The sequence below is a fragment of the Akkermansia muciniphila genome (assembly GCF_002884975.1).
In the GTDB taxonomy this organism is placed as follows: domain Bacteria; phylum Verrucomicrobiota; class Verrucomicrobiia; order Verrucomicrobiales; family Akkermansiaceae; genus Akkermansia; species Akkermansia muciniphila_C.
Map to the genome: position 1 here is coordinate 1,094,050 of NZ_PJKB01000001.1, position 25,770 is coordinate 1,119,819.

The following is a 25,770-nucleotide window of genomic DNA, read 5'->3' on the forward strand; positions in this document are numbered from 1 at the left end:
CTTCTTTTTAGCCGGGGTTTCCTTCCTTTAGAAGTTGTAGCGGTAGCCGATGCTTCCGTTGATGGAGCTGGAGCCGCTGCGGATGTCCGCATTCCCGTCCGCAAAGATGATGCTCTGCGTGCCTACCGGGATGCTCAGGCCCACGCCAACCTGGAAGGCCGTAGCCCCCACCTTGGCGCCGTATACCGGACGCGTGTAGGAGGGGTCAGCCAGGAAGCCCACATTGGCCTGCCCGCGGCGGTCGCCCATGTCCTGGGAGACGTTCGCCCGTACTTCCCCCAGCGCTTCACGCCCGAAGAGGTTGGAGCCCAGGAGGCCGGAGAGCCTGGCGCCCACGGCAACGGCCGCCGTGGTCAGCTTCTGCTCTTCCACCCTCAGTCCGGCGTTTCCGGCGGAACCGCTTTCACTGTACCCGTCCATGCGCGTCGTCACGATGGAGGCGTTGAACAGGGGCTGGAGAATCACACTCTTGTCTTCATTGAGGGCGATGTCATATGCCAGTTCATACATGGCGCCGAAGCCGGAACCGGTCGTACTGCCGTGGGCCTGGTAGGAGCCCGTGCCGTAGTCCACCGTGCGCGTGAGCTTGGCATCATTCCAGCCGCCCGTCAGAACCAGCAGGTGGGACCACTTGCGGGTCTGGTAGCGGGCGAACAGGTTGACGTAGTAGCTGTCCAGGTCTCCGTCCGCCGTATCCGCCGCATTCGCGGTCAGGCTTCCGTAGTTGGCCGTGAACGCCGCGCCCGCGGTGAGGTGGTCGTTGATATCCACGTCCATTCCCACCGTTCCGCCCCAGGTGGAGAGTTTGTAGCCGCTCTCGTCTCCCTTGGCGTCCAGCTTGGCGTAGGACCCGGTGCCCTGCATCCACATGTGGAAGTAAGGCATGTCTTCATTGATGTATGCGGGGTTTACGCCCATTTGCGCCACGCGGTTGCGGATCCAGCCCATCTGGTCACGCAGGGAGTCCCGCTGGGCGATGCCCAGGCTGGTGACCGTACTGCCCGCAGCGGCGGCCAGCTTGCGGGCCGCTCCGGAGTAATCCCCGCTGTTCTGTGAGAGCAGCACGGAGGTGTAAAGGTCACGCAGGGTAGTGCCTTCCTCCATGTGGTAGCGGGAGTTCCAGAGCAGGTCCGCCCCGGTGGATGCGTTCCGCGTGAGGGAGGAGTCACGGAAGATGTTTTCCGTGCGCGCCGTCCCGGTGAGGATGATGGCCGTCATGCTGTCATTGGTGGCCAGGTGCAGGTTTTCATACAGGGAGCTGAGGATCATGTCCTGAAGGGTGACGTTGTCCCCCAGGGAGACCAGAGCGCCGTCCGTCGTCTTGAACAGTTCCATGTTCAGCGTTTCCGTATTTCCGGTGACCAGGGTATCCAGGTTGTTCATGACCAGCGTGACTTCTCCCGTTCCGTCACCCAGCGTAATGTTTCCGCTGGACGTGACGAACGGATTCCCCAGCCCCTCCATTGTTGTGGAAGAGGTCGTGATGGTCACTGTGCTGTTCCCCGTTACGCTCAGGCCGTCCGTTCCCAGCGTGAGCTGGGTTTTGGGATCAGCCGCGCTGCCGATGTTAAGCGTTCCGCCGTTTACCGTGATGCCCTTGTAGGCGGCCTGCGCCGGATTGCCGCCTTCCGCCGGCGCTCCGGCCAGGGTCAGCGCGCCGCCGTCGGTCACGTTCAGGTTGTAGCCGGCGTTGCCCGCGCCCTTGAGGGTTTGCACGCTGCTGTTGCCGGATTTGAAGTTGAGCGTTCCGGAAGCCCCGTCCAGCGTACCGGTGAAGGTATGGGAGGCGGAGGAGTCCACCGTCATTTCCGCGCCGCTCAGCTTCAGGGCGCCACCGCCCGCCAGGCCGGAGACCGTGTTCACGGAACCAGCCGCGGTGGAAAGCGCGGAACCTTCGCGGATATCCAGCAGAACGCCGTCCAGGGAGGAGCCGTTGCCCAGCGTCAGGGAGGAGTCCGTTCCCTCCCCGCCCAGGGTCAGCGTGCCGTCCCCGGAGATGGTCACGTCCGTCACATGGCTGCCGGCCTGCTGGCCAGTGACCACGAGCTGGGCGCCTTTACCCAGGTCCAGGGTTCCGCCGCCCGTGCCGGAAGCCAGGTTTTCCACCGTCGTCACACGGGAGGCGCCGTCATTCCGGCCATCCAGCGTGATGTCTCCGCCGGCGAGTTCCAGCGTAGTGAGGCTGTTGCCTGTGCCGTTCAGGACGATGTTCCCTTCCGTGGAGCTCAGCTTGGAGTCATTCCCCGTGAAGTTGCCTTCCACGGTGAGGGTTTCCGCGCCTTTCTTGACGAAGTCCACATGGTCCCCGCTGATGGTGCCGCCGTAGCTGTTGCCGCCGGCGTCCACGTTCTGGATCAGGTCCACCACGGCATGGTTGGCTGCCGCATCCGCCGCCGTATTCGTCACCACCAGGGCGCCGTTGCTGCCGATCAGGTTGCTGACTTTCAGGCCGTCCCCGTTCCGGGAGGCGTCCGGGGCTCCGTTCAGGCTTATATTAAGCGTGGTTCCGTTAATGCCCACGGCCTTGTAGGGGTCCAGGGCGGCGTAGTCGGTGATGTTGGGATTGTCGGAATTGGGGGAGGTGTCCACCAGGTAGACAAGGTCCGTATTGCCGCTGACCATCAGCGTTCCGTCCGCACCCAGGACTTCCGTCACCGCATAGCCCAGGGAGGCCAGCAGCGGGGAGAAGCCGATCTGCTTGTAGTTGTCCACCGTCAGCGTTCCCGTCGTCAGCACCAGTCCCACGCCGTCAGCGGAATCCCGGTTGGCGGCGAGCAGGTCCAGGACGCCCTGGTTGCTGAGGTTGATAGTCGTGGTGGCGGCGGAGAGCGTCAGGCTGTCCGCGTCAATGACGCCCTGCCCGGTTGTTCCGCCCGCGGTAAGGCTGCCGCTGTCCAGTTTGAGCGTCACCGTTTTGCCCGTCATGTCCAGAGGGCCGGAAACTCCGGTAAGTCGGGAGAAGTCCTCCATGACGATGGAGCTGACGAGACTGCCGGACAAACCGCCCAGATTGATGGTGTTCAGGGCGCCCTGCGCTCCGGCGGAGGCTGCCACTTCCACGTTTCCGGTGGTTTTGGCGCCCGCGTTTGCCAGGCTGCCCTTCGTGATCAGGATGACATTCGCCGCGTCCTGGGAGGCCAGGTCCAATGTTCCGTTGTTCACGGTTACCTTGCCCGTTCCCAGGGAGCTGGCATCCGTCAGGGTTACGGTTCCAGTGCCGGAGAGCGTGGTAGCGCCGGTAAAAGCGGTGTTCCCGCCCGCCAGCGTGATGTCTCCCGTGGTGTCAATGACCAGGGAACCGGCTCCGGAGAGGGCTCCGGCCCAGGCGCTTCCGTCACCCAGCCGCGCCGTAGCGCCGCCAGCAATGGAGAGGGTGCCCAGGAAGGTGTTTGCTCCGGTGAGTTCCAGCGTTCCGGCGTTCACGGATACCGAGCCGCCGGCCGTGCCGCTGATGACGCCGCCATAGGAGAAGTCGCGGGCAAAGGCCAGCGTGGAGTTGTTCTGGATGTCAATGCTGTCCCCCAGCTTGGTCACATTGGCGGAGTTCACCGTGACCGTGCCGCGGTGCACCTTGAGTTGTCCGTCCAGGTTGACGCCGCCCGTCAGGGTGATGTTGCCCGCGCCCTGGGTGGAAAACGCCGTGCCGCTCAGATCGCCGCTGAGGGTGAAGTCCTTGGTAGCGAAGACCTGGTTGCCTGTAAAGACAATGTCATTGGCAAAGGTGCCCCCGGCCGTGCCGTTCCATTCCGTACGGACATTGGAGTCCGCCAGATTCACGGTGCCGTCCGTTCCCATGGTCACGTTGTTTAATTGGAAATACCCGGCTGTCACGGACAGGGTTCCCTGGAATTCCGTGCTCATGTTCAGGACATTGGCTCCGTAGTTGGTTCCCAGGCCCACGGAAATGGTGCCGGTCCCGGAGGCGTTCAGGTTCAGCGCCGTGTTGTCATTGGCGCCGCTGACCGTCAGCACGGAGCCGTCCGCCAGCTCCACGGTTTTTCCGTTGGCCAGGGCCTTGGCGGCGGTAGCCGTCACATTTTCACCCAGGATCAGGGAACCGTCCGTCCACGTCATGTTGTCTGCGGTGAACGCCGTGGCGAAGGCGCCGGACGCCAGATTAAGGCTCCCGCCCTGCAGGTTGATCATGCCCATGCCCGGCTGGACATCCGCCGTAGCCAGCGTGAGCGTGCCGCCCGTAATGGTGATGGCTCCGGAACCGAGGGAGTTGGCCACCTGGGCCACCAGCTCGCCCTGCTGGAGGGAGATGGCACCCGCCCAGCCCGTATTGTCCAGGTTCAGCGTAAGCTTGCCTTCGCCGCGCTTGGTCAGCGTGCCCTGCGCAATTTTTCCGGTACCGTCCGAGGCGAAGACATAGTCGCTGCCCGCGGCGTTATTCACCGTGATGGAGGCCGGATTCACTGCTCCGGACAGGGTGACGGTGCCCGCTCCGGAGCTGTTGAAGACCAGGTTCTGCCCGGCGGCCGTATCCGCAGAGCCGTCAATGCCCCACTGGGCGCCCGTGTTCGTGTCGCTCCAGGTCATGCCTGCCGTTCCCTGCCAGATCCACACGTCCCCGGCGGAGGTCACCACCAGCTTGAGGGTGGTGCCCGTCTGGACCAGTTCATAAATCAGCGTTTCGTCTCCGGTGTATCCGGCCCAGTTGAAGATGGCGCTTGCCGCGTCAAGCCCGCTTGCCGCGGAGATGAGAGTGTATTCCCCGGCTTCCGTAATCCCTTCAATGCCGTTCAGGGTGAGGGTGAAGGTCCCGGCGCCAAAGGCTCCGCCCACACCCATGGAGGAACTGATGTCCATCGTCAGGGTGGAGTTGTTCGCCAGGTTCAGCGCGCCGGCGGTGGTCATGCGGGTGTTGGAGGCCATCGTGATATTCCCCAGCGCGGTGGCTCCGGTGGAACTCAGGGCCAGCGTTCCTCCGCGGATGTCCGTCAGCCCGGTATAACTGACCGTGCCCCCCAGCGTCAGCGTTTCATCGCTGACCTTGGTCAGGGACAGGACTCCGGTAGTGTCATAGGAGATGGTGGTGGCTCCGTAGGCAACGGCAACGCCCTTGTCCGTGATCGTGCCGTTGTACGTGCCGGAACCTACCGTAAGCGTACGCGCTCCCCCCACGGCCCCCACCTGGGAGTTGACCGTGCCGTCCAGGGAGGCGATTTCAATATCCCCCAGCACGCGCATGAAGGCGAATCCCGTGGTATCCGTGCCGGACGTGAGGGTGACCCCGCCCTGCGCCATGGAGGTGCGCATGTCAAGCCCCGTACTGTACCCGTTGGAAGCGTTCATGGTGATCATGCCGGTAAATCCGGAGGCGTCACCGCCGATGATGAGCTTGCCGTTGGAGTTGTACCTGCCGTCGCCCCCTCCACGGCTGTATGTCAGGGAGCCTGCGCCTGTAAGCGTTCCGGTGAAGCCCATTTCCTTGGCCCAGTTGTCCCGGCCCACCAGGGTGGCCGCCCCGTTGACGGTAACGGTCCCCGTAAAGTTATGCTGGTAATTGGTGGCGTTTGCCTGGGAGGCGTCCACCCATTTCAGGGAGACCGCATCAGATGCGGCTGTGCCCAGAATCAGGTCGGAACCGATGGTGTGGTGGGCGCTGTTGCCCGCAATGATCAGGGACGTGCCGTTCTGCAGGGTGACGGAAGAGCCGGCGCTGCCCCAATTGATGGCAGTGGAGCCGCCTCCTATCTGGACGTTGCCTTCCTGCACGATCAGGTGGCCGGAGTTGGCCCCTGTCAATTTCAGCAGCCCCGTACCGGTTTTCCGGACGGACCCGGCTCCCGTGATGTTATTGCCGAAGGTAAGGTCGGAAGGCGTTACCAGATTGATGAATGAGTTGGTATCCGCGGCAAGGGAGAACGCCGGGTTGGTCACGGTTCCCAGATTCACCGTGACCGTCGCGCCGTTGGCCGCTCCCAGGAAGGAACCCGCGCCCCAGGTGATGCCCGTGGCAGGCAGGTCCGTATCATACCCGAACGCCAGAACACCCTGGTTCACGGCTACGGTGGTTCCCGTACCGAGGATGGAAGCGGAGCCCAGCACCAGGGTTCCCGTGCCTTCCTTGGTAACGGCGGTATTGGCTATTCCGCCGGTTCCCGCCAGTTCATAGCGGGTGGTGGTGTTGCGGACCAGCATGGAACCGGGGGAAACCTCGGAATCAAGCTGCACCGCGGAAGTGGCGACTCCGGCCTGGTCCGCAAAGGAAACCGCCAGGCCATCCGCATACGTGGCGGGAGTGCCGCCGTCCGTCCAGATGTTTTCCGCGCTCCAGACCCCGTTTTCACCGCCCGCCCACAGCAGGAGGGTTTCCGCCGTGTAAACCAGGTCCCTGCCATTGCCGGAAAGGGTGATGGTTCCCGCCACGCCGTCCGCAAAGACGGCCTTGATGGAAGAGATGTTGGTCAGTCCGGTGGTGGAAAGCACGGACATGCCGTCCGTCAAGGCGCCAAACCCGGTAAGGTCCAGATTCAATTCCCCTTCCGCGGAAAGGGCGAACGTGCCATTCACATTGATTCCCGTTCCGGCGCCCCCCGCCAGGGCCAGCGTGCTGGAGCCGTCCACGTTCAGGTTCCCCGTAAAGAAGGAATTCTGGAACATGGTCACGATGTCGAATCCGGTAATGACCGTATTGGAGAAGGAGATGGCCTGGTCCACCGTATTGCCGTAACCGCCCAGAAGCAGGGAGGAGGTGCCCCCCACGGTGCCTCCCGACACATTCAGCGTGCTGCCCGTGCGGAACGCGGCTTTTTTAACGGTGAGGGTGGCGTTTCCGTTCACGGCGGACCTTGCGCCGCCGCCGCCCGCATAAAGGGCTCCCGTGTAAGCGCCGCCGTCCAGCGTCAGGCTGGAATTGCCCTTGACCGTGGAGGTTCCGGCAGTGCCGTAGCCGCCGCCGTAAATGGCCCCGGTAAAGATGGCGTCACTGGCGGCCGTGATGCTGACGTTGGAGTCGCCGTTGATCGTATACGTTCCGGAGCTGCCCGAGTAGGAACCGCCCACGATGCTCTTGACGAAGGTGCCGGAGGCAGCGCCCAGGTCAATCGTCACATTGGTGCTTCCGGTGATGGCGGCGCTGGAAGTGGAGTTGGCCTCATAGGCGCTCCCCCCGATGATGAAGCCCCTGGCTACGGAATTGAGTGAGACGGTTTCATCCGTTACGCTCTGCATGCTGCGCACCACGACGAAGGTGCTGCCGTCAATGTTGTTGGTAGAGTTGTGGGCCGCGGTGCCGCCGCCTATCACGCTCCCCTTGACCACGGCGTTTCCGTCCACGGACACGTAAATGTTCCCCGTGATGCCGGCCGCCTGGCCGTCCTTGTAGTTGCCGCCTACCACCCAGTTGACGGAGGTATCCCCCTGAATCTGGGTATGGACGTCACCCGTGATGTTCCATTTGCCGGTGCCGTTCCAGTTGTTGGCATAACTGCCGCCGATGATCAGGCCGTAATTGCCCCCCAGCACATCCGTCCAGATGCCGGTAGTAATCTCCGTGGCCGTTGCGTTGGCCGCAGTGTCGTAATAGCCGCCTGCCAGGGTCACTCCCGTCAGGTCACCCGTTCCGGTCACGACGTTCACGGAGCCGAAGCCCTCCTGCATGGATGCGGCGCGGATGTTGTACAGGGCCAGCGCCTGCTGGTCCGCCAGCGTTCCGGCGCCGGAGGTGGGGGCGCTTCCCAGCCCCCAGGCGGAATCCCAAGCGGTATCATACGCGCCGGACCCCGTGAAGGTAATAACCGTTTTCCCGTCAACGGTGGTGATGGTGTACAGGGACTCGTCAATATCCGCCAGCGTGAACCCCGTCCCCAGGTCAACGCCCAGGTTGTAGGAGGTATTCACCAGGGCTTCGGAACCGAACAGGTCCTGGAATTCCTGGAAACCGGAAAAATCAATCAGGCCGGAAGTCAGCGTCACGTTCTGAAGCACGCTGCCCACGTTGTCCATGGAGGTGTAGTACAGGCGGCCGCCGTCCACCGTTACATTGCCCGTAATGGTTCCGGAACCGTTGGCGAGGATGCCCATCGTTTCCCCCACCGTGAAGGCGTCCTGGAAATTCATGGTCCCCGCGGAGGCGGAGATGGTTCCATTCCCCGTCAGTCCCGTCACATTCATGGTTCCATTGCCCGCATCCAGCCTGCCTCCGGCAAGCGCGGCGGTGATGGCGCCGGTCTTGGAGAGTACGGCGCCGGAATTGACGGTATAGGTCCCCGTAAGCGCTACGTTCTCGGACAGATGCACCCAGCCAGACTGGGCGACAAAGTTGCCTGCCCCGGTGATGGAGTTGTCAATGACGTCCGCCGCTTCTCCCGCCGTACCGTAATAAGTGAGGTACTGGCTGCCGGAGGAAGTGGTTACGGCGGCAGTGCCAAGGGAACCGGAAGCGTTGATGCCCAGGGAAGTGGAATTACGGGTGATGGCGATGGTCCCGCCGATCTGGTTTTCCGTGCCGGTCAGGGTGTAATAAGTGTATTCGCTATCGGCCCCGCTGATGGAAAAACCGGAGGCGGCCGTAAGCACGCCCGTGAATTTAATGTTCTTGCCGTACTGGGTGGTGAGGTTCACTCCGGTGCCGAACGTGGTTGCCCCGGAGAAGGTAAAGCCGTCCCCATTGATGGAAGTGGCGTCATAATTATAATATCCGGAAACGGCGGGGCCGTCCTGCACGGTGAGCGTTGTGCCGTCCCCCATGACCAGCTTCTGGGACCAGTTGACATTGCCGGAAAACAGAGAAAGCGTTCCGCTGCTGATTTTAAGAGTGGCATCCGCGGCGGCGGCGGGGGTCAGGGCCACGGTCTTGTCGGAATTGCCCAGGGTGAACGTGCCGCCCCCCGTATAATCAACCGTCACAGTGCCGCCGAAGCTGCCGCCGTAGGAAGAAGAGTCCCCGGTGATGGTCAGCGTGGTTCCCTCCCCGGTAATCAGGGCCGCGGTGTTGTTGTGCTCCAGCTTGCTGATGGAGGTGTTCACGCCCGCTTTCAGAACGGAGGCCCCGGTCGCATACCCATAGCCCCCCAGCTTGATCGTGGCGTTCTGGGCCGCCAGTGCGTGGTTAAGGTTCAGAATATTGTTCTGCGTTCCCCCTGTTGTGTTGGAATAAACGGAAATAATGCCGTTGAAGGTACCCGCCCCATTCAGGGTGAGGGTGGAGAGGGCCGTTCCTCCATTGGCGGCACGGCTCACTGTCAGCACGGCTTCCGGGGCGTCCCCGTTCAGGTTCGTGATCGTGGCGTTGCCCGCCCCGGCAAAATTCAAGGTGGTAGAAGCCGTAACGGTGCCCACGTCATAAGTGGATGTGCCTCCCGCCGCCACATTCACCTGTGTCCCGTTAAAAGCGACATCCGCGGCATAAGCCTGTGATACTGTTATTAAAAGACCAGAAACTCCTGCAAAGGTGGCAGTTCCAAGCGTTACCCCGGAGAAGGAGGTTATCAGGGCGGCCAGCAGATTCAAGGGGAGGTGCAATTTCATGTAACGTTTGACAATTAATGGGTTATTGAATCATAAAAGAACCTTTCCCACAACACGGCAAGGGAAATATGATTGTGGATATTAATAAGGAATTCGCAATCCGCTGTCAAAGGAAAAGAATCACCTGCAACGGTTTTCTAACAGAAAGGAACTATCCCCGTTAACCAGATTTTCCCGGTTTTCTCTGGAGGGATTATTTTTTAAATATATAACACATTGATTATTAATCAAATTTAATAATTGAATTTTGAATAATATGTGAATAAAGAGCCGGCGGATTGCGAATTCGCATTTGCCCTTTTAATGGCAGGATAAAATAAAAAAATGCCCTGCAACAGGTTATGAAGGACACTGCTTGGGGATTGAGGAAGAATGGCTGGATATGCCTCTGGTCCATTTTCCAAAATTTCCCACTCCCGCAGCTTTGTAAAGCGTCTGCGCAGGACTCCGGGGCACGGCTCCGCACGAAGGGACCACTGAACCGGCATCCGTCTGAAACGCACGAAAAGTGAATGATGATGAAGCCGAACGAATTCTTACAAGGGCCGGGAGACCTTGTGCCCGGCAGCGTACCCGTCAAAGGGTGCGGCGGGGTCAATATGCCACGGCTTGAATGGAATACAGCCAGCAAGGAACGGAGGCTTGATTCGTGCCACTTTCAGATTCACTCACCCTGCGGGCTTCAAGATCCGCTTTCGTTCAACCGGATGAACACGTTTTCCGGCCTCCATCAATGAATCTCTTAAAAATCTCAACATAAGTAACTTATATGTTCACCCCCTCCGGGGCCAAGGACCATTTTCTCCGTCTGCTGCCCCATGGGACGGATTTGGAATCCGATGTCAATCCTACTATTATGATAGGGATTATTTTAAGGTAAATTCCTCTTTTAAAATAAAACACTGAACGACACTCCTCTCCCCTTTCAGAGCCCTATGCCGTATCTTTTCTTTTTTGCCGCGACAAACTTTTTAAGAACTTAAAAATAATTACTTACAGAGAAATTAATATTTTCCAAGCATCAATCATACTACCCCTATTTCTCCGGTTGATACCTGTTTCAGTCTCTCTTTACGACTGAAGAAAAAATACGGATTCCAAATCCGCTACTGAGTTCGTGTCTCTGTTACAACAAATTCACTACTGATTATTATTATGAGAATGACCATACCTTTGCCGCTGCGCCGCATCCTGATGACCTCCGTGCTGATTCCCGTTTCCTTGTCCTTCTCCGCCTCCGCTGCGGATTTCATGGTAGACGCCGCCCAGACTTCCGACCCGGCCCATAACATTTACACCACTCTGAATGATCTGGCCTCCTCCGGCTCCCTGGCTGCCGGGGATACGGTGGTTCTGAATAATGACGACGCTTCCTTGACGACCAGCTTGACCGTTCCTGTCAACTTCCGTTCGGATGATCCGGACATGCCGTGCACGGTGGACTTATCCGGACTGCGGAACAACCCCATGTACAATCTTGCAGAGGGCGAGTATACGCTGGATATGGACTCCGTCATCTGGGCCAATGGCAACAGAAGGGTGATTCAGGCGCAAGGCGGCGATATATCCCTGGAAATCACCGGTCATGTTCAATTCCTCAATAATAGCGTTTTATCTGGCACCGGCCTCAATGCTGGAGGGGCGATTTATATGAGTGGAGTCCATTCAATAATGGCCCTGGGAGACCACGCAATCTTCCACGGCAATCATGCCTACAGCTACGGCTTCAACTACGACACCAGCTACGGCGGAGCGATTTATATGAGTGGAAACAATTCAACAATAATGACTTTTGGAGACCATGCTTCCTTTTCAGACAATTACGCCTACGGCTCCTCCGATGGCGCCGGCGGAGCGATTTATATGAAAGGAAACAACATATCCCTAACCATCAGGAACGGAGCCTCATTCACCAATAATTATGCTTTCGTTAATGGCGGAGCTATTTTCCTGGATGGGAATAATACCGACACGTTCAGCCGGTTCCTGGCCTTCACCCATGACGTTCTCTTCAGCGGCAACATGACCGGGGGAACGTTCACTCAACACGATGACGGCTCCTTCTCCGTGGAAAACGGCATTGCCAACTCCATTCATGTATCCGGAACCAACCATCTTCAACTGGCAGCCGCCCAAGGAAGGGAGGTTCGCTTTAATGACCCCATCACCAGTTCAGCCTACAGCACCGTCACCCTCTCCCTCAACCAATACACGGACGACGAAGGCAACTCCCACGCTACGGACGGCTCCGTCATCTTCAGCGGGGAACTCTACCAGGGAGACGACGCCCACCTCGTGGCCAGCCGCTACAGCAACTTCAAGGGACAAACCACCCTCTACGGCGGCGCCCTCATCCTGGAACATAATGTCGTCTTCGGCAGTGCCGGCCTGCGGAACGATACCTCCATGACTCTGGAACACGGCACTCTGGAAATCACCGGGGGCAGCGTCATCAATGCCGCCTCCTTCTCCATCACGAATGGGGACGTCGTCCTGCGGCCCGGAACCAGCGCCTTCATCAATGCCAAAGACGTCGATCTCTCCCACGGCTTCGTCTTTGACATGCAGAAGCAGGCGCAGGAAACCGCCACCCGGGCAGACGCCGGGCACGGACTATCCATTTCCGCCTCCGGCTCCTTCCTTCTGGGCGGCGCCATAGGCGTCATGGACACGGGCACTACCGCGGACTACTTCTATGCAGACAATTCCTGGGCGCAGCAGCGTACCTTCATTGTGCTGACGGACTCGGAGCAGACTCACACGGATGACTTTTCCGGCGCCCATTCACTGGCTACCGGCTCCGGCCAGGTGGACAGCCCCTATGCCTACACGGGCTCCTGGAGCCACCAGTGGGTGGATGCGGATGGTGACGGATTTCCGGAACAGCTGCAGCTTGTCTGGTCGCCTGATGAAGACGCCGCCATCCGGGACATTCTGCCGGAACTGGCAGGAGCCCTGGCGATGAATTCCCTGTGGTCCTCCGCCTCCAATGCCCAGGGCATGTCCACAGCCGCCCTGGGTAATCTGGACGCCCCGCGCTTTATCACCGGACCGGAAAATAATTACTGGGTCAAGGGCATGGGGGATTTCCTCAACCACGCCTCCGAGGGAGCCCGGGACGGCTTTGGCTACCACGGCGGCGGCTATTCCGTGGGAGCGGACAGGAGAATCACCTCCCACGCCATCCTGGGCCTGGGCTTCGGAGACCTGTACGGCAGGATGCGCGGGCGCAGCTTTGCGGGGGACATTGACCAGCAGACCCGTATCGGCATGCTCTATGGCGGCTGGTACAAGAATCTTGACAAAAACAATGCGTTACTGGTGACGGGAACCGCGGGTTACGGCTGGACGGACAACAAGATGAATTCCTCCCACACGGGGAACTGGTCCCACGGCAAGTGGACCAATGAAACCCTGTTCGGAACATTCAACGGGAAGTGGAGCCGCCGCGTGAACGGAACCCTCGCCGTGGACTTCATGCTGGGGCTGGAATACACGGACGTCACGCAGGAAGCGTTTACGGAAACGGGCTGGGACGCGAGGCGCTTTGAGAAAGGGCATTTAAAAAACCTGTCCGTACCGGTGGGAGTTGGCTTCACCCACCGCAGCGAACTGAAAGGCAGGGAATGGATTGCCGGAGTTTCCGTGAGCTATGTGCCGGACGTGTACCGCGAAAACCCGGCCGCGCAGGCGGAAAGACTGCTCAACGGGTACCGCTGGGAAGCAAAGGGAACGGCGCCTGACCGTAATGCGGTAAGGGTGAATGTGAACAGCTCCCTTCAACTGAACGCGCGCTGGAGGACATACGCGGGGTACGAGTTTGAGGGAAGGAGCAAGGCCACGGCGCACCGGTTTAACGCCGGGGTCAGTTATGCCTATTGACAGAACCTGATTGCAGGCGCCGGAAAACCGTCAAAATTACTATACTGTTTGACGAAGGCCAGCAGCAAAGAGGCTGTGCAGTTATTCTGCACAGCCTCTTTTTAACGTTAACAGAAATGTTATTTTATTTTCCGGTCCATTTGCCCAGGAATTCCGCCGCATCCTTCCCTTCCGCAATGTGCCTGAGCAGGGCGCTGCCGAGAACGGCGGCATCCGGACGGGCGTCTTCCGGCAGGGCGTCCAGCTGGTCCGGCGTCTGGAGGCCGAAGCCCAGCGCCAGCGGCACGTCAAATACGGACCGGGCGCGGCGCATGGTTTCCGTGACGCTTTGCGTCAGGTCCACCTTTCCTCCCGTGGTCCCCAGCACGGAAACCACGTAAACGAAGCCGGAGGTGTGGGGCTTGTATTCCCGCATGCGTTCCACGGAGGTGTTGGGAGCCACCAGCGTGACGAGCGTCAGGCCGTGGGGGTCAAAGGCATCCCTGAAGATGCCGGATTCCTCCAGCGGCATGTCCGGAATGATGAAGCCGCTGACTCCGGCTTCCGCCGCATCCAGGGCAAGACGTTCCAGCCCGTACTGGTAAAAGGGGTTCACGTACCCCATCAGCGCCAGTTTGGCGGAAAAGCGGCCCTTGCGGGCTTTCAGCCCGTCCAGAATCCATTTCAGGCTGACGCCGCGGGCCAGGGCGTCCCGTGAGGCCTGTTCAATAAACGGGCCATCCGCCACGGGGTCCGAGAAGGGAACGCCTATTTCAATGATGTCCGCACCGGCTCCGTCAATCCGTTCCAGATGGGTCCAGAAGGATTCCCTGTCCGGAAATCCGGCGGTGATGAAGGGGATGACGGCGCGCCTGCCGAGGGCATGGGCGCGCTCCACGGCTTCCTGCAACGGTGATTTCTGCATGTTGTTCATGGAAAGATGCTGCTTAAAGGTTCAGATATTTTTTAACGATGCCCAGGTCCTTGTCTCCGCGGCCGGAGAGGTTCACCAGCACGTCACCCCCCGCGGGCAGCTCGTCCGCATGGTCCAGTACCCATGCCACGGCATGGGAGGATTCCAGGGCGGGGATGATGCCTTCCTCCTGCGTCAGGGTCTGGAAGGCGTTCAGCGCGGAGGCGTCACAGATGACGCCGTAATGAACCCGGCCGATTTCCGCCAGGTGGGAGTGCTCCGGCCCCACGCCGGGGTAGTCCAGCCCGGCGGAGATGGAGTGGGACGGCTGTATCTGCCCGTCTTTATCCTGTAAAAGCATGGTCACGTGGCCGTGCAGCACGCCTGGGCTGCCCAGGTTGATGGGTGCGGAGTTGTAGCATCCGGGCTCCCCGGTGCCTCCGGCCTCCACGCCCACCAGGCGCACGCCTTCATCTTCCACAAAGGGGTGGAGCATGCCGATGGCGTTGGAACCGCCGCCCACGCACGCCACCACCACGTCCGGCAGCTTTCCGGCGCGCTCCAGCATCTGGGCGCGGGCTTCCGTGCCGATGACGGACTGGAGCTGCCTGACCAGCGTGGGGAACGGGTGCGGCCCCGCTGCCGTGCCAAAACAATACAGGGTGTCCTCCTGATGGGAAATCCAGTAGCGCAAAGCCTCGTTAATGGCATCCTTCAGGGTGCGGGAACCGCTCTCAATCGGGAAAACAGTCGCCCCCAGCAGCTTCATGCGCATCACGTTCATGGACTGGCGCTCCACGTCCTCCGCCCCCATGAAGATGGTGCAGTCCATCTTGAGCCGGGCCGCCGCCGTGGCCGTAGCCACGCCGTGCTGCCCCGCCCCGGTTTCCGCAATGAGGTGCGTTTTCCCCATCATTTTGGCAAGAAGGGCCTGCCCGAGGGCGTTGTTGATCTTGTGGGCTCCAGTGTGCAGCAGGTCCTCCCGCTTCAGCCACAGGCGGAAGCCCAGCTTTTCCGAAAGGTGGAGGCAGAACGTGAGGGGAGTTTCACGGCCCGCGTAGTTGACCAGCAGGTCCTGGAGCGCGTCCCGGTACTCGCGGGACGGCATGATGGTGGCCATGGCTTCCTCCAGTTCCATGAGCGGGGGGCGCAGCGCTTCCGGTACGAAGCGGCCGCCGAAGTTGCCGAAATATCCTTCTTTGTTCATGCGATGTGGTAAGGGGTGTAGGAGATGAGGGGTTTAAGGGCTGCCAGCAGCTTCTGCGGGCTTTTCTGGCCGGGAATGGCTTCCACGCCGGAGTTCAGGTCAATGCCGTTCGGGGTGCACTGTTCCAGCGCCTTGTTCAGGGAGGCGGAGGAAAGGCCGCCCGCCAGGAACCAGGGCCGGGGGGATTTGAGGGCCGCCAGGGCATTCCAGTCCAGGGAGACGCCATGGCCGCCGCCGTGGCTGCCCGCATCCAGCAGGAACCAGGCGCAGCTGTCCGCCCAGAGTTCCATTTCCTTCTGAAGAGCGTCCAGGGATTCATACCGGTCCGGCCACAGCACGCGGATGACCTTTTCCGGGCCTATGCGGCGGGCGCAGTCCAGGGACTGGGCACCATGGAGCTGGGCGAATTCCAGACGGGCCGTTTTCATGGTTTCCATGATTTCTTCCGCATCCTGGTTCACGAAGACGCCCACGCGGCGCACCAGCGCGGAATCCAGCGCGGCGGCGCGTTCCGGCGCAATGTAGCGCGGACTGCCGGGATGGAATACGAACCCGCAGAAGTGGGCCCCCATCCCCATGGCGGTTGACAAGTCACTCTGGCGGGTAATCCCGCACACCTTGATTGCGAATGAATGTTTCTTCATCTTGTTTCTTCTAAAATTGCAGCCAGGGTTTCACCCGGCTTTCCGCCTTCCATCAGGGCGGTGCCCATCAGTACGGCCTGGAAGCCGGCTTCCGCGGCTTCCCTGAGATGCGCCCCCGTGCTCATGGCGCTGGCGGCGATCCACACTTCCCCTTCCCGGCGGAGTCTGCCCATCTCCAGACAAGCCTGCCTGTCCGTCTTCAAGGTATCCAGGTCACGGGCATTCACCTGGATGATGCGCGCCCCGGATTCACGGGCCAGGGCCAGGTCCGCCTCGTCAAAAATCTCCACCACGGCGTGCATGCCGTAGGCCTCCGCCTGTTCCCGCAGGATGCGGAGAGTCCGGGCATCCGGCGTCAACCGCACGATGAGCAGCAGGGCGGAAGCGGGCGTGGAAGCCGTCTCCATCACCTGGAGCTGGTGGAAGATGAAGTCCTTGCGGAGCAGCGGGAGCCCGGCGCGGCTCATGCGCTCCAGATACCCGATGCGGCCGCCAAAAAATTGTTCCTCCGTCAGCACGGAGATACAGGATGCGCCCGCGGCGGCGTATTGTTCCGCCACTTCCTCCGGCTTCAGCCCGGTGGCGATGAGGCCGCGGGACGGGGAGGACTGCTTGAACTCCGCAATCACGGCCACGGGCTGCCCGGCGGGAGGCTCCGCAATGGCTTTCAGGAAATCCGGCCTGCGCCCCTTCCACGGGCGCGGCAGCTCCCGGCGGGAGGCCATGTCCGTGAGCAGGGCTATTTCCTCCGCCTTGGCTTCCCTGAACCGGTCAAGCAACATGGAGCGTTCTCCTTCCTACTCCGGCGCAAACGGCCTCACGGGCCTTCGCCATGCAGACGGAGAGGTCCATGTGGTCCTCCAGCAGGAACATGGCCACACCCACGTTCAGAACCACCATGTCCATCATGGCCCGGGGGCCCTTGCCGTACAGGATGTCCTTCAGCACGGCTACGGCTTCCGGCTTGGAATGGACGGCCAGTTCCTCCGGATCACAGGGGGAGATGCCGTAATCCGCGGGGTCCAGCGCCATGGGGGTGAGTTTCCCGTTATGGACAATCATCATCTTGGTGGGCCCCAGGGGCGTCACCTCGTCATACCCGCCGGCCCCGTACACCACGGCCGCCTTCCGGACATGGGACTGCCGGAGCGTTTCCGCCAGCAATTCCACCAGTTCCGGACGGGCCACGCCCAGCAGAATGTGCGTGGGGCGCGCCGGGTTGATCAGGGGCCCCAGCAGGTTGAACAGCGTGCGGATGCCCAGCTCCCGGCGGATGGGGCCCACATTGCGGAATGCCGGATGGAAATTGGGAGCGAACAGGAAGGCGAAGTTCCGCTCGTCCAGCAGGTGCTGGACGTCCTCCGGAGCCACGTCCAGCGGGAAGCCCAGGCCTTCCAGGGCGTCCGCGGAACCGCAGGAGGAGGACACGGCGCGGTTGCCGTGCTTCACCACCTTGTACCCCATTCCTGCCAATGTCAGGGATGTGGCGGTGGAGCAGTTAAAGGAGCTGCGGCCGTCGCCGCCCGTGCCCACCACGTCTATGCAGTCCCCTTCCAGCCCTTCCACGCGGTTGGCGCGGCCCAGGGCGATGCCTACGGCGTGGGCCATTTCCAGCGGGGTTTCCCCCTTCATGCGGAGGCCCATCAGGAAACACCCGGCCTGGGCCGGAGACATGCGGCCGTCCATAATATCCGCAAATCCGGCAGCGGCCATGTCAGCCGTCAGGTCCTGCCCGGCGGCCAGCGCATCCAGAATGAGGTTGATCCTCTTTTCCTTCTGTCCGGATGGAACGACGTTGTCCGGGAAATTCCCCAGGAGCTGGAGGCCCTCCGGCGTCAGGATGGATTCCGGGTGGAACTGGATGCCCACCCACGGGCGGTCATTGTAGCGCAGGGCCATGACTTCCCCTTCCGGTCCGCGGGAGGTGACGGTGAAGCGGGGATTGGGTTCATCCTCCTTGGACTGGACTACCAGGGAATGGTAGCGGCCCACGGTCATGGGGTTGGGGAGCCCGGTAAACAGCCCCTTGCCGTCATGGATGATGTCAGAGCTTTTCCCGTGCATCACATAGGGAGCGCGGGAAACCTCCGCCCCGGCAAAGCAGCCCAGAAGCTGGTGCCCCAGGCAAACGCCCAGCACGGGGATGTTCGCAGGGAGGCGATCCAGGAATTCCAGGCAAAGCCCGGCGTTGCGCGGATGGCTGGGACCGGGGGAAATGCACACGGCCTCCAGGTCCGGGCTGGCCGCCAGGTCCAGAATGCGGGGATCATCATTCGTGTACACCACGGGCTTGCGTCCCAGGGCGTAAAACGCCTGCACCAGATTCCACGAGAAGGAATCGTAATTATCAATGAACAGAAACATGGTCTTCTCCTTTCAATATCACGTCAATAATCCTTCCCTTGTTCATGCACTCCTGCCATTCCGCGGCGGGGTCCGAATCATACACGATGCCGGCGCCGGCCTGCCAGTGGATGCGGCCGTCCTTCACCCACATGCTGCGGATGGTGATGCCGGAATCCATGTGGACGCCGCCCTTGTCCAGGCCCAGCCAGCCGATGCACCCGGCGTACGGGCCGCGCGGCAGGGGTTCCTCCTCCGCCAGGATTTCCATGGCTCGCACCTTGGGCGCGCCGCTGACCGTTCCGGCGGGGAAGGCCGCGCCGAGGATGTCCAGGGCGTCCAGCCCGTCATTCACCTGGGCGGTCACGCGGGAAGTCATGTGCATTACATGGGAAAAACGTTCAATCTCCATCAGGCGTTCCAGCTTCACGGAACCGGGCTTGGCGACGCGGCCCAGGTCATTGCGGCCCAGATCCACCAGCATCACGTGTTCCGAGCACTCCTTGGGATCCTTTAAAAGGTCGGCGGCCAGGGCGGCGTCTTCCTCATCATCCCTGCCCCGCTTGCGCGTCCCGGCGATGGGGGAAAGCTGGAGCTTGCCGTCCGTACAGCGCACCATCAATTCCGGAGAGGAACCGAACAGCGTGACCTCCGGCAGCCGCATGAAAAACATGTACGGGGAGGGATTGATGCTGCGCATGCGGCGGTACAGCGTGAAGGCGTCCCCGTGGAACTCCGCGGAGGCCTGGGAGGAAAGCACCACCTGGATGGCCTCCCCGTCATGCAGCAATTCCTTGATATGCTCCACGCCCTTCATGTAGCCCGCCTGGTCCGGCGTGCGGGAAACCTCACCGATGGAAGGCTCCTCCGTCTCATGCAGGGCGGCATGGGACAAGTCCCTGTGTTCCCCCAGGCTGATCTGGGTGAGGCGGTTGTACAAATGGTCAAACACGATCACGGTTCCGGCCAATACCAGGCAGGACTCCGCTGAAGAAGGGCTGATGGCCTGCGCCAGCCTGGGCTGGAACAGGGCGGCGGTTTCATACCCGAAGTAACCGTACAGGGCCCGCGTGATGGGAGCCTGCCTCATGTCGTCCCCCACCAGTTCCAGGCGCTGCATCAGGGAGCGCAGGCCGTCCAGGTAAGGCATGCCTTCCAGCTCCTTCAGGGAGGCCAGGCGGTCGTCGCTGATGGAAAGGGAAAGTTTGGCGTCCACGCAGGAAACGGTCATCAGGTAATCGCAGGCGATGACGCTGTAACGGCCCCACCTGCCGTCCACTTCCGCGCTTTCCAGCAGAAGGCCGGGGGTTTGTTCCTGGGTGAGGCTCAGGAACAGGCTGATGGGCGTCTCCAGGTCCGCGCTCAGGCGGCGGCTGCGCTGTTGGAGGGTGATGATGGATGGTGGTTGCATGAATGGTTCATTATGTAAGTTGAAAATAAAAAAACTGCTTTGACTCTCGGAGGAATCAAAGCAGTTCTTGAAAAACGGTCATAGCTGGATGCTACTACTGCACATCGGGATTCCCCCGTCCGGACATGGGTACACGCCACCAATAGCCGTTGCCATAATAACGGGTCGTGCTAAAAAAGGGCTGTCCAGTGCTGAATTGCATCTGCGCGTTTATTACTCCTCCAGCCGGGGCTTGTCAAAAAAACTTTCCGTCAATGGCGAAAAAAATCCACGGTGCACTTCCCGCCTCCGGGAAAAAAGGCCCGCGGATTCCACTGAATCCACGGGCCTTGCACATGAAAACTGCCAGGCCTTAGAACAGCGTCACGGCGATGTTGACGCCGGCGGTGACGATGGCCACCATGCTCATGAGCTTGATCAGGATGTTCAGGGACGGGCCGGACGTATCCTTGAAGGGGTCGCCCACGGTGTCGCCGATGACGGCGGCCTTGTGGCTTTCCGAACCCTTGCCGCCCACGTGGCCCTGCTCAATGTACTTCTTGGCATTATCCCACGCGCCGCCGGAGTTGGCCATGAACACGGCCAGCACGAAGCCGGAGGCCAGGCCGCCGGCCAGCAGGCCGAACACGCCGGGAACGCCGAACACCAGGCCCATGCAGATGGGGGTAATGACGGCCAGCACGGACGGCCAGATCATTTCATGCTGGGCGCCCGCCGTGGAGATTTCCACGCAGCGCACATAATCCGGTTCCGCTTCTCCGGTCAGGATGCCCTTGATTTCCTTGAACTGGCGGCGCACTTCCTTCACCATCTTCTCCGCGGCGCGGCCCACGGCATTCATGGTCAGGCCGCAGAACAGGAAGGACATCATGGCGCCCACGAAGAGGCCCATGAGCACCTTCGGGTTCATCAGGGTCACCTGGAAATAGCCCATGAAATCCGCCAGGGAAGCGGTGGTGATTTTAGAGACCTCCACACTCACGGCGTCATTAATCTTGTAAACGGTATTGCCCGTCGCTTCGCTCCAGTGGAGGATGGAAATCTTCAATTCTTCAATGTAGGAGGCCAGCAGCGCCAGCGCGGTCAGCGCGGCGGAACCGATGGCAAAGCCCTTGCCTGTGGCGGCGGTCGTGTTGCCCAGGGCGTCCAAGGCGTCCGTGCGGCGGCGCACTTCCGGGTCCAGCTTGCTCATCTCCGCATTGCCCCCGGCGTTGTCGGAAATGGGGCCGTAGGCGTCCGTAGCCAGGGTCAGGCCCAGCGTGGAAAGCATGCCGACGGCGGCAATGCCTATGCCGTACAGGCCCTTGCTCATTTCAGCGCCGGTGAAGTGCCAGTCCCCGGAGGCCATGCCGTAAGCCAGAACGGTGCCCACCACGATGGTGATGACGGGGATGCAGGTGGAAATCATGCCGATGCCGATGCCGGAAATAATGACCGTGGCAGGCCCGGTCTTCGCACTGTGGGCAATCTTGCGGCAGGGATAGGAATCATGGGAGGTGTAATGCTCCGTGCTCTTCCCGATGACGATGCCCACTGCCAGGCCGGTGACAATGGCGCCCCAGATGCCCGCCCAGTTATCCAGGCCGATGAGCTGGAGCAGGAAGGCGGAAGCAATGGCGATCAGGAAGGAACTCAGGTTGATGCCGCGGTTCAGGGCGGCCATCAGCTCCGTCTGGGAGGCGCCGCGCTTCACCCGCACCGCATATACGCCCAGCAGGGAAAGAATGGTGCCCAGGGCCGCGATCAGCATGGGCGTGAGAACGGCCTTGATGGCCATTTCCGGCACGGCCATGTAAGCCGCCGCGCCAAGGGCGGCGGAAGCCAGGATGGAACCACAATAGGACTCGTAAAGGTCCGCGCCCATGCCGGCCACGTCCCCCACGTTGTCGCCCACGTTATCCGCGATGGTGGCGGGATTGCGGGGGTCATCCTCCGGAATGCCGGCTTCCACCTTCCCGACCAGGTCAGCCCCTACGTCCGCGGCCTTCGTGAAGATGCCGCCGCCCACGCGGGCGAACAGGGCCTGGAGGGAAGCCCCCATGCCGAAGGTCAGCATGGTGGTGGTGATGACGACCAGGCGCATGGAAAGCTCCATGTCTCCGTAAAACCAGTCCAGCACCCAGTACCACGCGCCGATGTCAAGCATGGCAAGGCCCACAACGGTCAGGCCGAGCACGGCGCCGGAACGGAAGGCAATCTGAAGGCCCGCATCCAGGGAATGGCGGCATGCGTTCGCCACGCGGCCGGAGGCGTACGTGGCCGTTTTCATGCCGATGTAACCGGCCAGGCCGGAGAAAAAGCCGCCGGAAATGAAAGCGAACGGAACCCAGGGATTCTGGATGTGGAGGCAGTACGCCAGAAAAGCGAATACAACGGTAATCAGCACAAAGAAAATGGCGACGATCTTGTATTGCTGCCGCAGGTACGCCATGGCGCCGCTGCGAACGTGTTTGGCGATCATTTTCATGACCTCGTTCCCCTCATCCTGGGCTTTCATGCGGTAAAAAAAGACGCCCGCAAAAACGAGAGCCAGCACCGAAGCCAACGGAATGAGCCAAAATAAATCCTGGATGGTTATCATTGTCAGTACACTTTAAATTAAAGTGCAAGAATCATATCACTTGCTCCACTTTACTCCAAGAAAAAACCTCCGTTCAGGATGGAAAATTCACCTTCCTGCGGAAAGACCAGACCAACGGGAAAACCAGGGGGTATTTCCGGAAGAAACAAGGGACGCCCCGATTAATCCAATTCCCTGTCCGAAACCCCGTGCGGCCTGCTCCGGACAGGCGGGAAAAGCTTTCTACGGCTCTTTCCCACTCCCCCTTCCCGGATGTGAATACGTCCGGAAGCCCCACCTTCCTACACACACGCCTGCACTGCGGATGGCAACAGACAGGAAGCGTGCCCCCGCCGGAAAACGGAACAGCAAAAGGAAGCATGGAAGGAAAAAGCCTTCCATCAGCAGGAACTGCGGTTATCTGTCCGCCATTCCATCAATAATGGAAAGCTCCTCCGGCGTGAACCGGGTATGTTCCAGCGCTTTCAGGCAATCCCTAATTTGGGCAGGACGGCTGGCGCCTATCAGGGCCGTGGTCACCACGGGGTCTCTCAGCACCCAGGCCAGCGCCATCTGCGCGAGGCTCTGCCCGCGGGTCCGGGCCAGTCCGGCCAGACGGCGGATTTTACCCTCATGCTGCCGTACGCGTTCCTCCGTTAAAAAAACGGAAGAACCTGCCGCGCGGGAATCCGTGGGAATACCCTCCAGATAACGGTCCGTCAGCATGCCCTGGGCCAGCGGGGAAAAAGCCACGCAACCCGTGCCCGTCTCCCTGATAGCCTGGAAAACGGACTCCTCCGGCTCACGGTTGAACATGTTGTAACGGAGCTGGTGCACCAGGCACGGCACACGGGCCTCCCGGAGCATGGCGCAAATCCGCCTGGTCTGTTCCGCCGGGAATTTGGAAATGCCGGCATACAGGGCCTTGCCGGACTGCACCGCCGTGACAAGGGCACCCGCCGTTTCCTCCAGCGGTGTCTCCGGATCATGCCGGTGCGCATAAAAAATATCCACGTAATCCAGCTTCATGCGGGAAAGGGACTGGTTCAGGCTGGCAAGCATGTGCTTGCGGGAACCCCAGTCCCCGTACGGCCCCTGCCACATCAGATGCCCCGCCTTGGTGGCAATGACAAGCTCATCACGGAAACGGGACAAATCCTGCATGAAAATGCGACCGAAGCACTCTTCCGCGGAACCGGGGGGCGGCCCGTAATTATTAGCCAGGTCAAAATACGTGATTCCGGCATCAAAGGCGCCATGGATAAGCCGCCGCGCATTCTCGAAGTCATCGGCAGAGCCGAAATTGTGCCAAAGCCCCAGGGAAACGGGGGGAAGCAGCAGCCCGCTGTGACCGCAGCGGCGGTAGTCCAGATGGCTGTAACGGCCGGGATCGGGAAGATAACTCATCATCAGGAAGGAGTGGAAGATTGGCGCGCATGGGACGGGCGTTCATGCCGTATGCCGGAACGCCATGCCTCCGTGCGGTATTTGGATGCCAGCAGTTCCGCCACACGGGCGTTCATGCCGGGAAAAAGCTCCGCTTCCCCGGACAGGGAATGTTCCTCCGCCAGGCGGGAAGCCAGCAGCTCGTCCCAACCGGAGGGAAGGACGCAATTCTGGATGCTGCCCTGGTGGAGAACGCCGCCGCGGACTCTCCGCTGGCCGCCTCCGGCCAGCTTCTCGCCGCCGGGAAGTACAAGATCGCTCGTCACGGGGCTGGAAAAACAGGCGCGGCCTCCGTCAGGGGCGTCTCCGTCCAGCATCACGCATTTCACGCCGCAATCCTTCAGGACACGAGCCAGCGCCCCATGAATCCAGCGGTAAAGCGTGGCGCTGGAAGGCCGTTCCGTTCCGTCGCTGCGGTGCATGGCCAGAGTGAAGGGAATGTCGTTCCGGTGGTCTACAATGCCCCCGCCTGTCCATCGGCGGACAAAATGGAGTTCCTGCGCCGGAAAAATGCCGCGCGCCGTGGCTTCCGCGTCAAAATAGCCATAGGTCACGGTCGGCTCCGCCCAGCGGTACACCCGCAACACGGGCTTCTCCCCCCACTCCAGGAGGGCCTCATCTACGGCCATGGCCTCCTCCCCGCACCTGGCTACCGGATCACGCCACAGCACCAGCTCCGGGAGGGGAGACAAATTACCGACGACATTTGCGAAGCCCGACATGTTGTAATGAACAAGTGAATAATGACAGGAGTGGTCCGGGCTGGAGCGGAGTCGGTAAACTCCGCGCCCTCCGGCCCTCAAGGACGGACCTAATGGCTCACGGGCAGCGCGACGCGCTGGGTGAACGACCGGGTGTAACGTTCAAAGAACTCCTCCGGAGAGGGAGCGGGACGCTTCTTCTGCCGGATCTGGTCCACCAGGGCCATGCCCTCATCCGTAACCACCGTCATGGAAATGGTCACAGCGGTGACGCGGCCTGATTTCAAATCGTCAATATTCACGCTGCTTCCGATGATATTCAGCCGGTTGCCGTACACATCCATCTGGGTGCAGGAGCCCAGCCGGTTGGCCCCGGTCGTCATGACGGGAACCAGTACGGACGCGCGCTGCGTGGCATCCTTGTCCGACTTGTTGCTGCCGGAATTGCCTATTTTCTTCTGGTAATCCACCTCAAAAATCAGCGTCATTTCCACCACGTTTTCCACCAGGAAATTGGCAGGGATGGTTTCATCCTGCTGATAACGGGTATAAGCGGACCAAAGGTCCTGCTGGCCCAGAAGATTCTGGACGGTATCCTCCGCGTTGATCAAGTTGCGGTACAGGGAATAAACGGGAAAGCCGTCAGACTCCGCCGTGGCGTCCTGGTCCAGAATCTGGTCACGGTACAGCAGCTTGTAGCCCACGCAGTTGATGTCCCCGATGATGCGGTCACTCCTCATGTCCATGCTGGACTTGGCAGGGTTGCGGTCCGTGGGGGTGGTAAAGAAAATCAACTGGGAGGCATTCGTGATCTTGGCGCCTTCCGGCCCCATGGTCATCAGGTTCACGCGGGCTTCATCCAACCCGGAGGAACGGCCTTTTTTCTTGGATGTGGTGGTCTTTCCGGCACGGGAAACCAGATCACTGTCCCGCTGCACCAGCATCCATTCAAAGGGGTTGCCGGGACGGAACTGCATGCTCTCAAAATCCTTGGTCATGGTATCCATGGCCGTGCGGGCAAGCGTGGTAGTCCGCACATCCTGGAGCACCCATCTCCAGATATCCACCCCTCGGGAGGTCAGGGCCACAATCACCAGCACCAGTACGGTGGTGATGGTCATGGCCGCCAGAAGCTCAATCAGGGTAAACGCGCCGGATTTGATTTTGGCAAATGTCTTCATGATTTTTCAAATGTCTTCGGATAATG

General features: G+C 60.7%; 12 protein-coding genes. 1 reads left to right on the forward strand and 11 read right to left on the reverse strand.

The genetic code is table 11. From position 1 onward, the window contains the following. Positions 1 to 27: 27 nt before the first annotated feature. Positions 28 to 9,477, reverse strand: a complete 9,450-nt coding sequence (locus CXU21_RS04440; protein WP_146016955.1) for a hypothetical protein — start codon at positions 9,475 to 9,477, stop codon at positions 28 to 30. 1,161 nt (positions 9,478 to 10,638) lie between these two features. Here CXU21_RS04440 and CXU21_RS04445 point away from each other — a divergent pair. Beyond that, complete coding sequence (locus CXU21_RS04445) at positions 10,639 to 13,359, forward strand: autotransporter outer membrane beta-barrel domain-containing protein (RefSeq protein ID WP_180972640.1); 2,721 nt, start codon at positions 10,639 to 10,641, stop codon at positions 13,357 to 13,359. Between the two features lie 124 nt (positions 13,360 to 13,483). Here the strand turns inward: CXU21_RS04445 and trpA are convergent, their stop codons facing one another. The 10 genes from trpA to CXU21_RS04495 all read right to left on the reverse strand — a co-directional run bounded on the left by trpA (position 13,484) and on the right by CXU21_RS04495 (position 25,744). Further along, positions 13,484 to 14,263 (reverse strand): tryptophan synthase subunit alpha, encoded by a 780-nt coding sequence (gene trpA / locus CXU21_RS04450; RefSeq protein ID WP_180972641.1) that lies wholly within the window; start codon positions 14,261 to 14,263, stop codon positions 13,484 to 13,486. Positions 14,264 to 14,285: 22 nt separating this feature from the next. Then, positions 14,286 to 15,458: a tryptophan synthase subunit beta gene (trpB, locus tag CXU21_RS04455; protein WP_102725193.1), complete on the reverse strand. Its 1,173-nt coding sequence runs from the start codon at positions 15,456 to 15,458 to the stop codon at positions 14,286 to 14,288. Beyond that, positions 15,455 to 16,102 carry a phosphoribosylanthranilate isomerase gene (locus CXU21_RS04460; RefSeq protein WP_102714413.1) on the reverse strand — a complete coding sequence of 216 codons (648 nt, stop codon included), beginning with the start codon at positions 16,100 to 16,102 and terminating at the stop codon, positions 15,455 to 15,457. The genes trpB and CXU21_RS04460 overlap by 4 nt, the downstream gene beginning before the upstream one ends. Beyond that, entirely contained in the window at positions 16,099 to 16,884 is a 786-nt protein-coding gene (locus tag CXU21_RS04465) for an indole-3-glycerol phosphate synthase TrpC (RefSeq protein WP_102725194.1), read from the reverse strand. The genes CXU21_RS04460 and CXU21_RS04465 overlap by 4 nt, the downstream gene beginning before the upstream one ends. Further along, positions 16,874 to 18,466 (reverse strand): anthranilate phosphoribosyltransferase, encoded by a 1,593-nt coding sequence (gene trpD / locus CXU21_RS04470; protein WP_102725195.1) that lies wholly within the window; start codon positions 18,464 to 18,466, stop codon positions 16,874 to 16,876. Before trpD ends, CXU21_RS04465 begins: the two co-directional genes overlap by 11 nt. Next, positions 18,450 to 19,856 (reverse strand): anthranilate synthase component I family protein, encoded by a 1,407-nt coding sequence (locus CXU21_RS04475; RefSeq protein WP_180972642.1) that lies wholly within the window; start codon positions 19,854 to 19,856, stop codon positions 18,450 to 18,452. The genes trpD and CXU21_RS04475 overlap by 17 nt, the downstream gene beginning before the upstream one ends. A 352-nt stretch (positions 19,857 to 20,208) precedes the next feature. Next, positions 20,209 to 22,437 (reverse strand): sodium-translocating pyrophosphatase, encoded by a 2,229-nt coding sequence (locus tag CXU21_RS04480; protein WP_180972436.1) that lies wholly within the window; start codon positions 22,435 to 22,437, stop codon positions 20,209 to 20,211. A gap of 396 nt (positions 22,438 to 22,833) precedes the next feature. Continuing rightward, a complete protein-coding gene (locus CXU21_RS04485) occupies positions 22,834 to 23,823 on the reverse strand; it encodes an aldo/keto reductase (RefSeq protein WP_102725437.1) in 990 nt (329 codons plus the stop codon). A 2-nt stretch (positions 23,824 to 23,825) separates the two neighbouring features. Next, positions 23,826 to 24,584: a lipoyl protein ligase domain-containing protein gene (locus tag CXU21_RS04490; protein WP_102725196.1), complete on the reverse strand. Its 759-nt coding sequence runs from the start codon at positions 24,582 to 24,584 to the stop codon at positions 23,826 to 23,828. Positions 24,585 to 24,673: 89 nt separating this feature from the next. Then, positions 24,674 to 25,744, reverse strand: coding sequence for a PulJ/GspJ family protein (locus CXU21_RS04495; protein WP_102725197.1), 1,071 nt, complete (start codon positions 25,742 to 25,744; stop codon positions 24,674 to 24,676). Between the last annotated feature and the right edge of the window lie 26 nt (positions 25,745 to 25,770).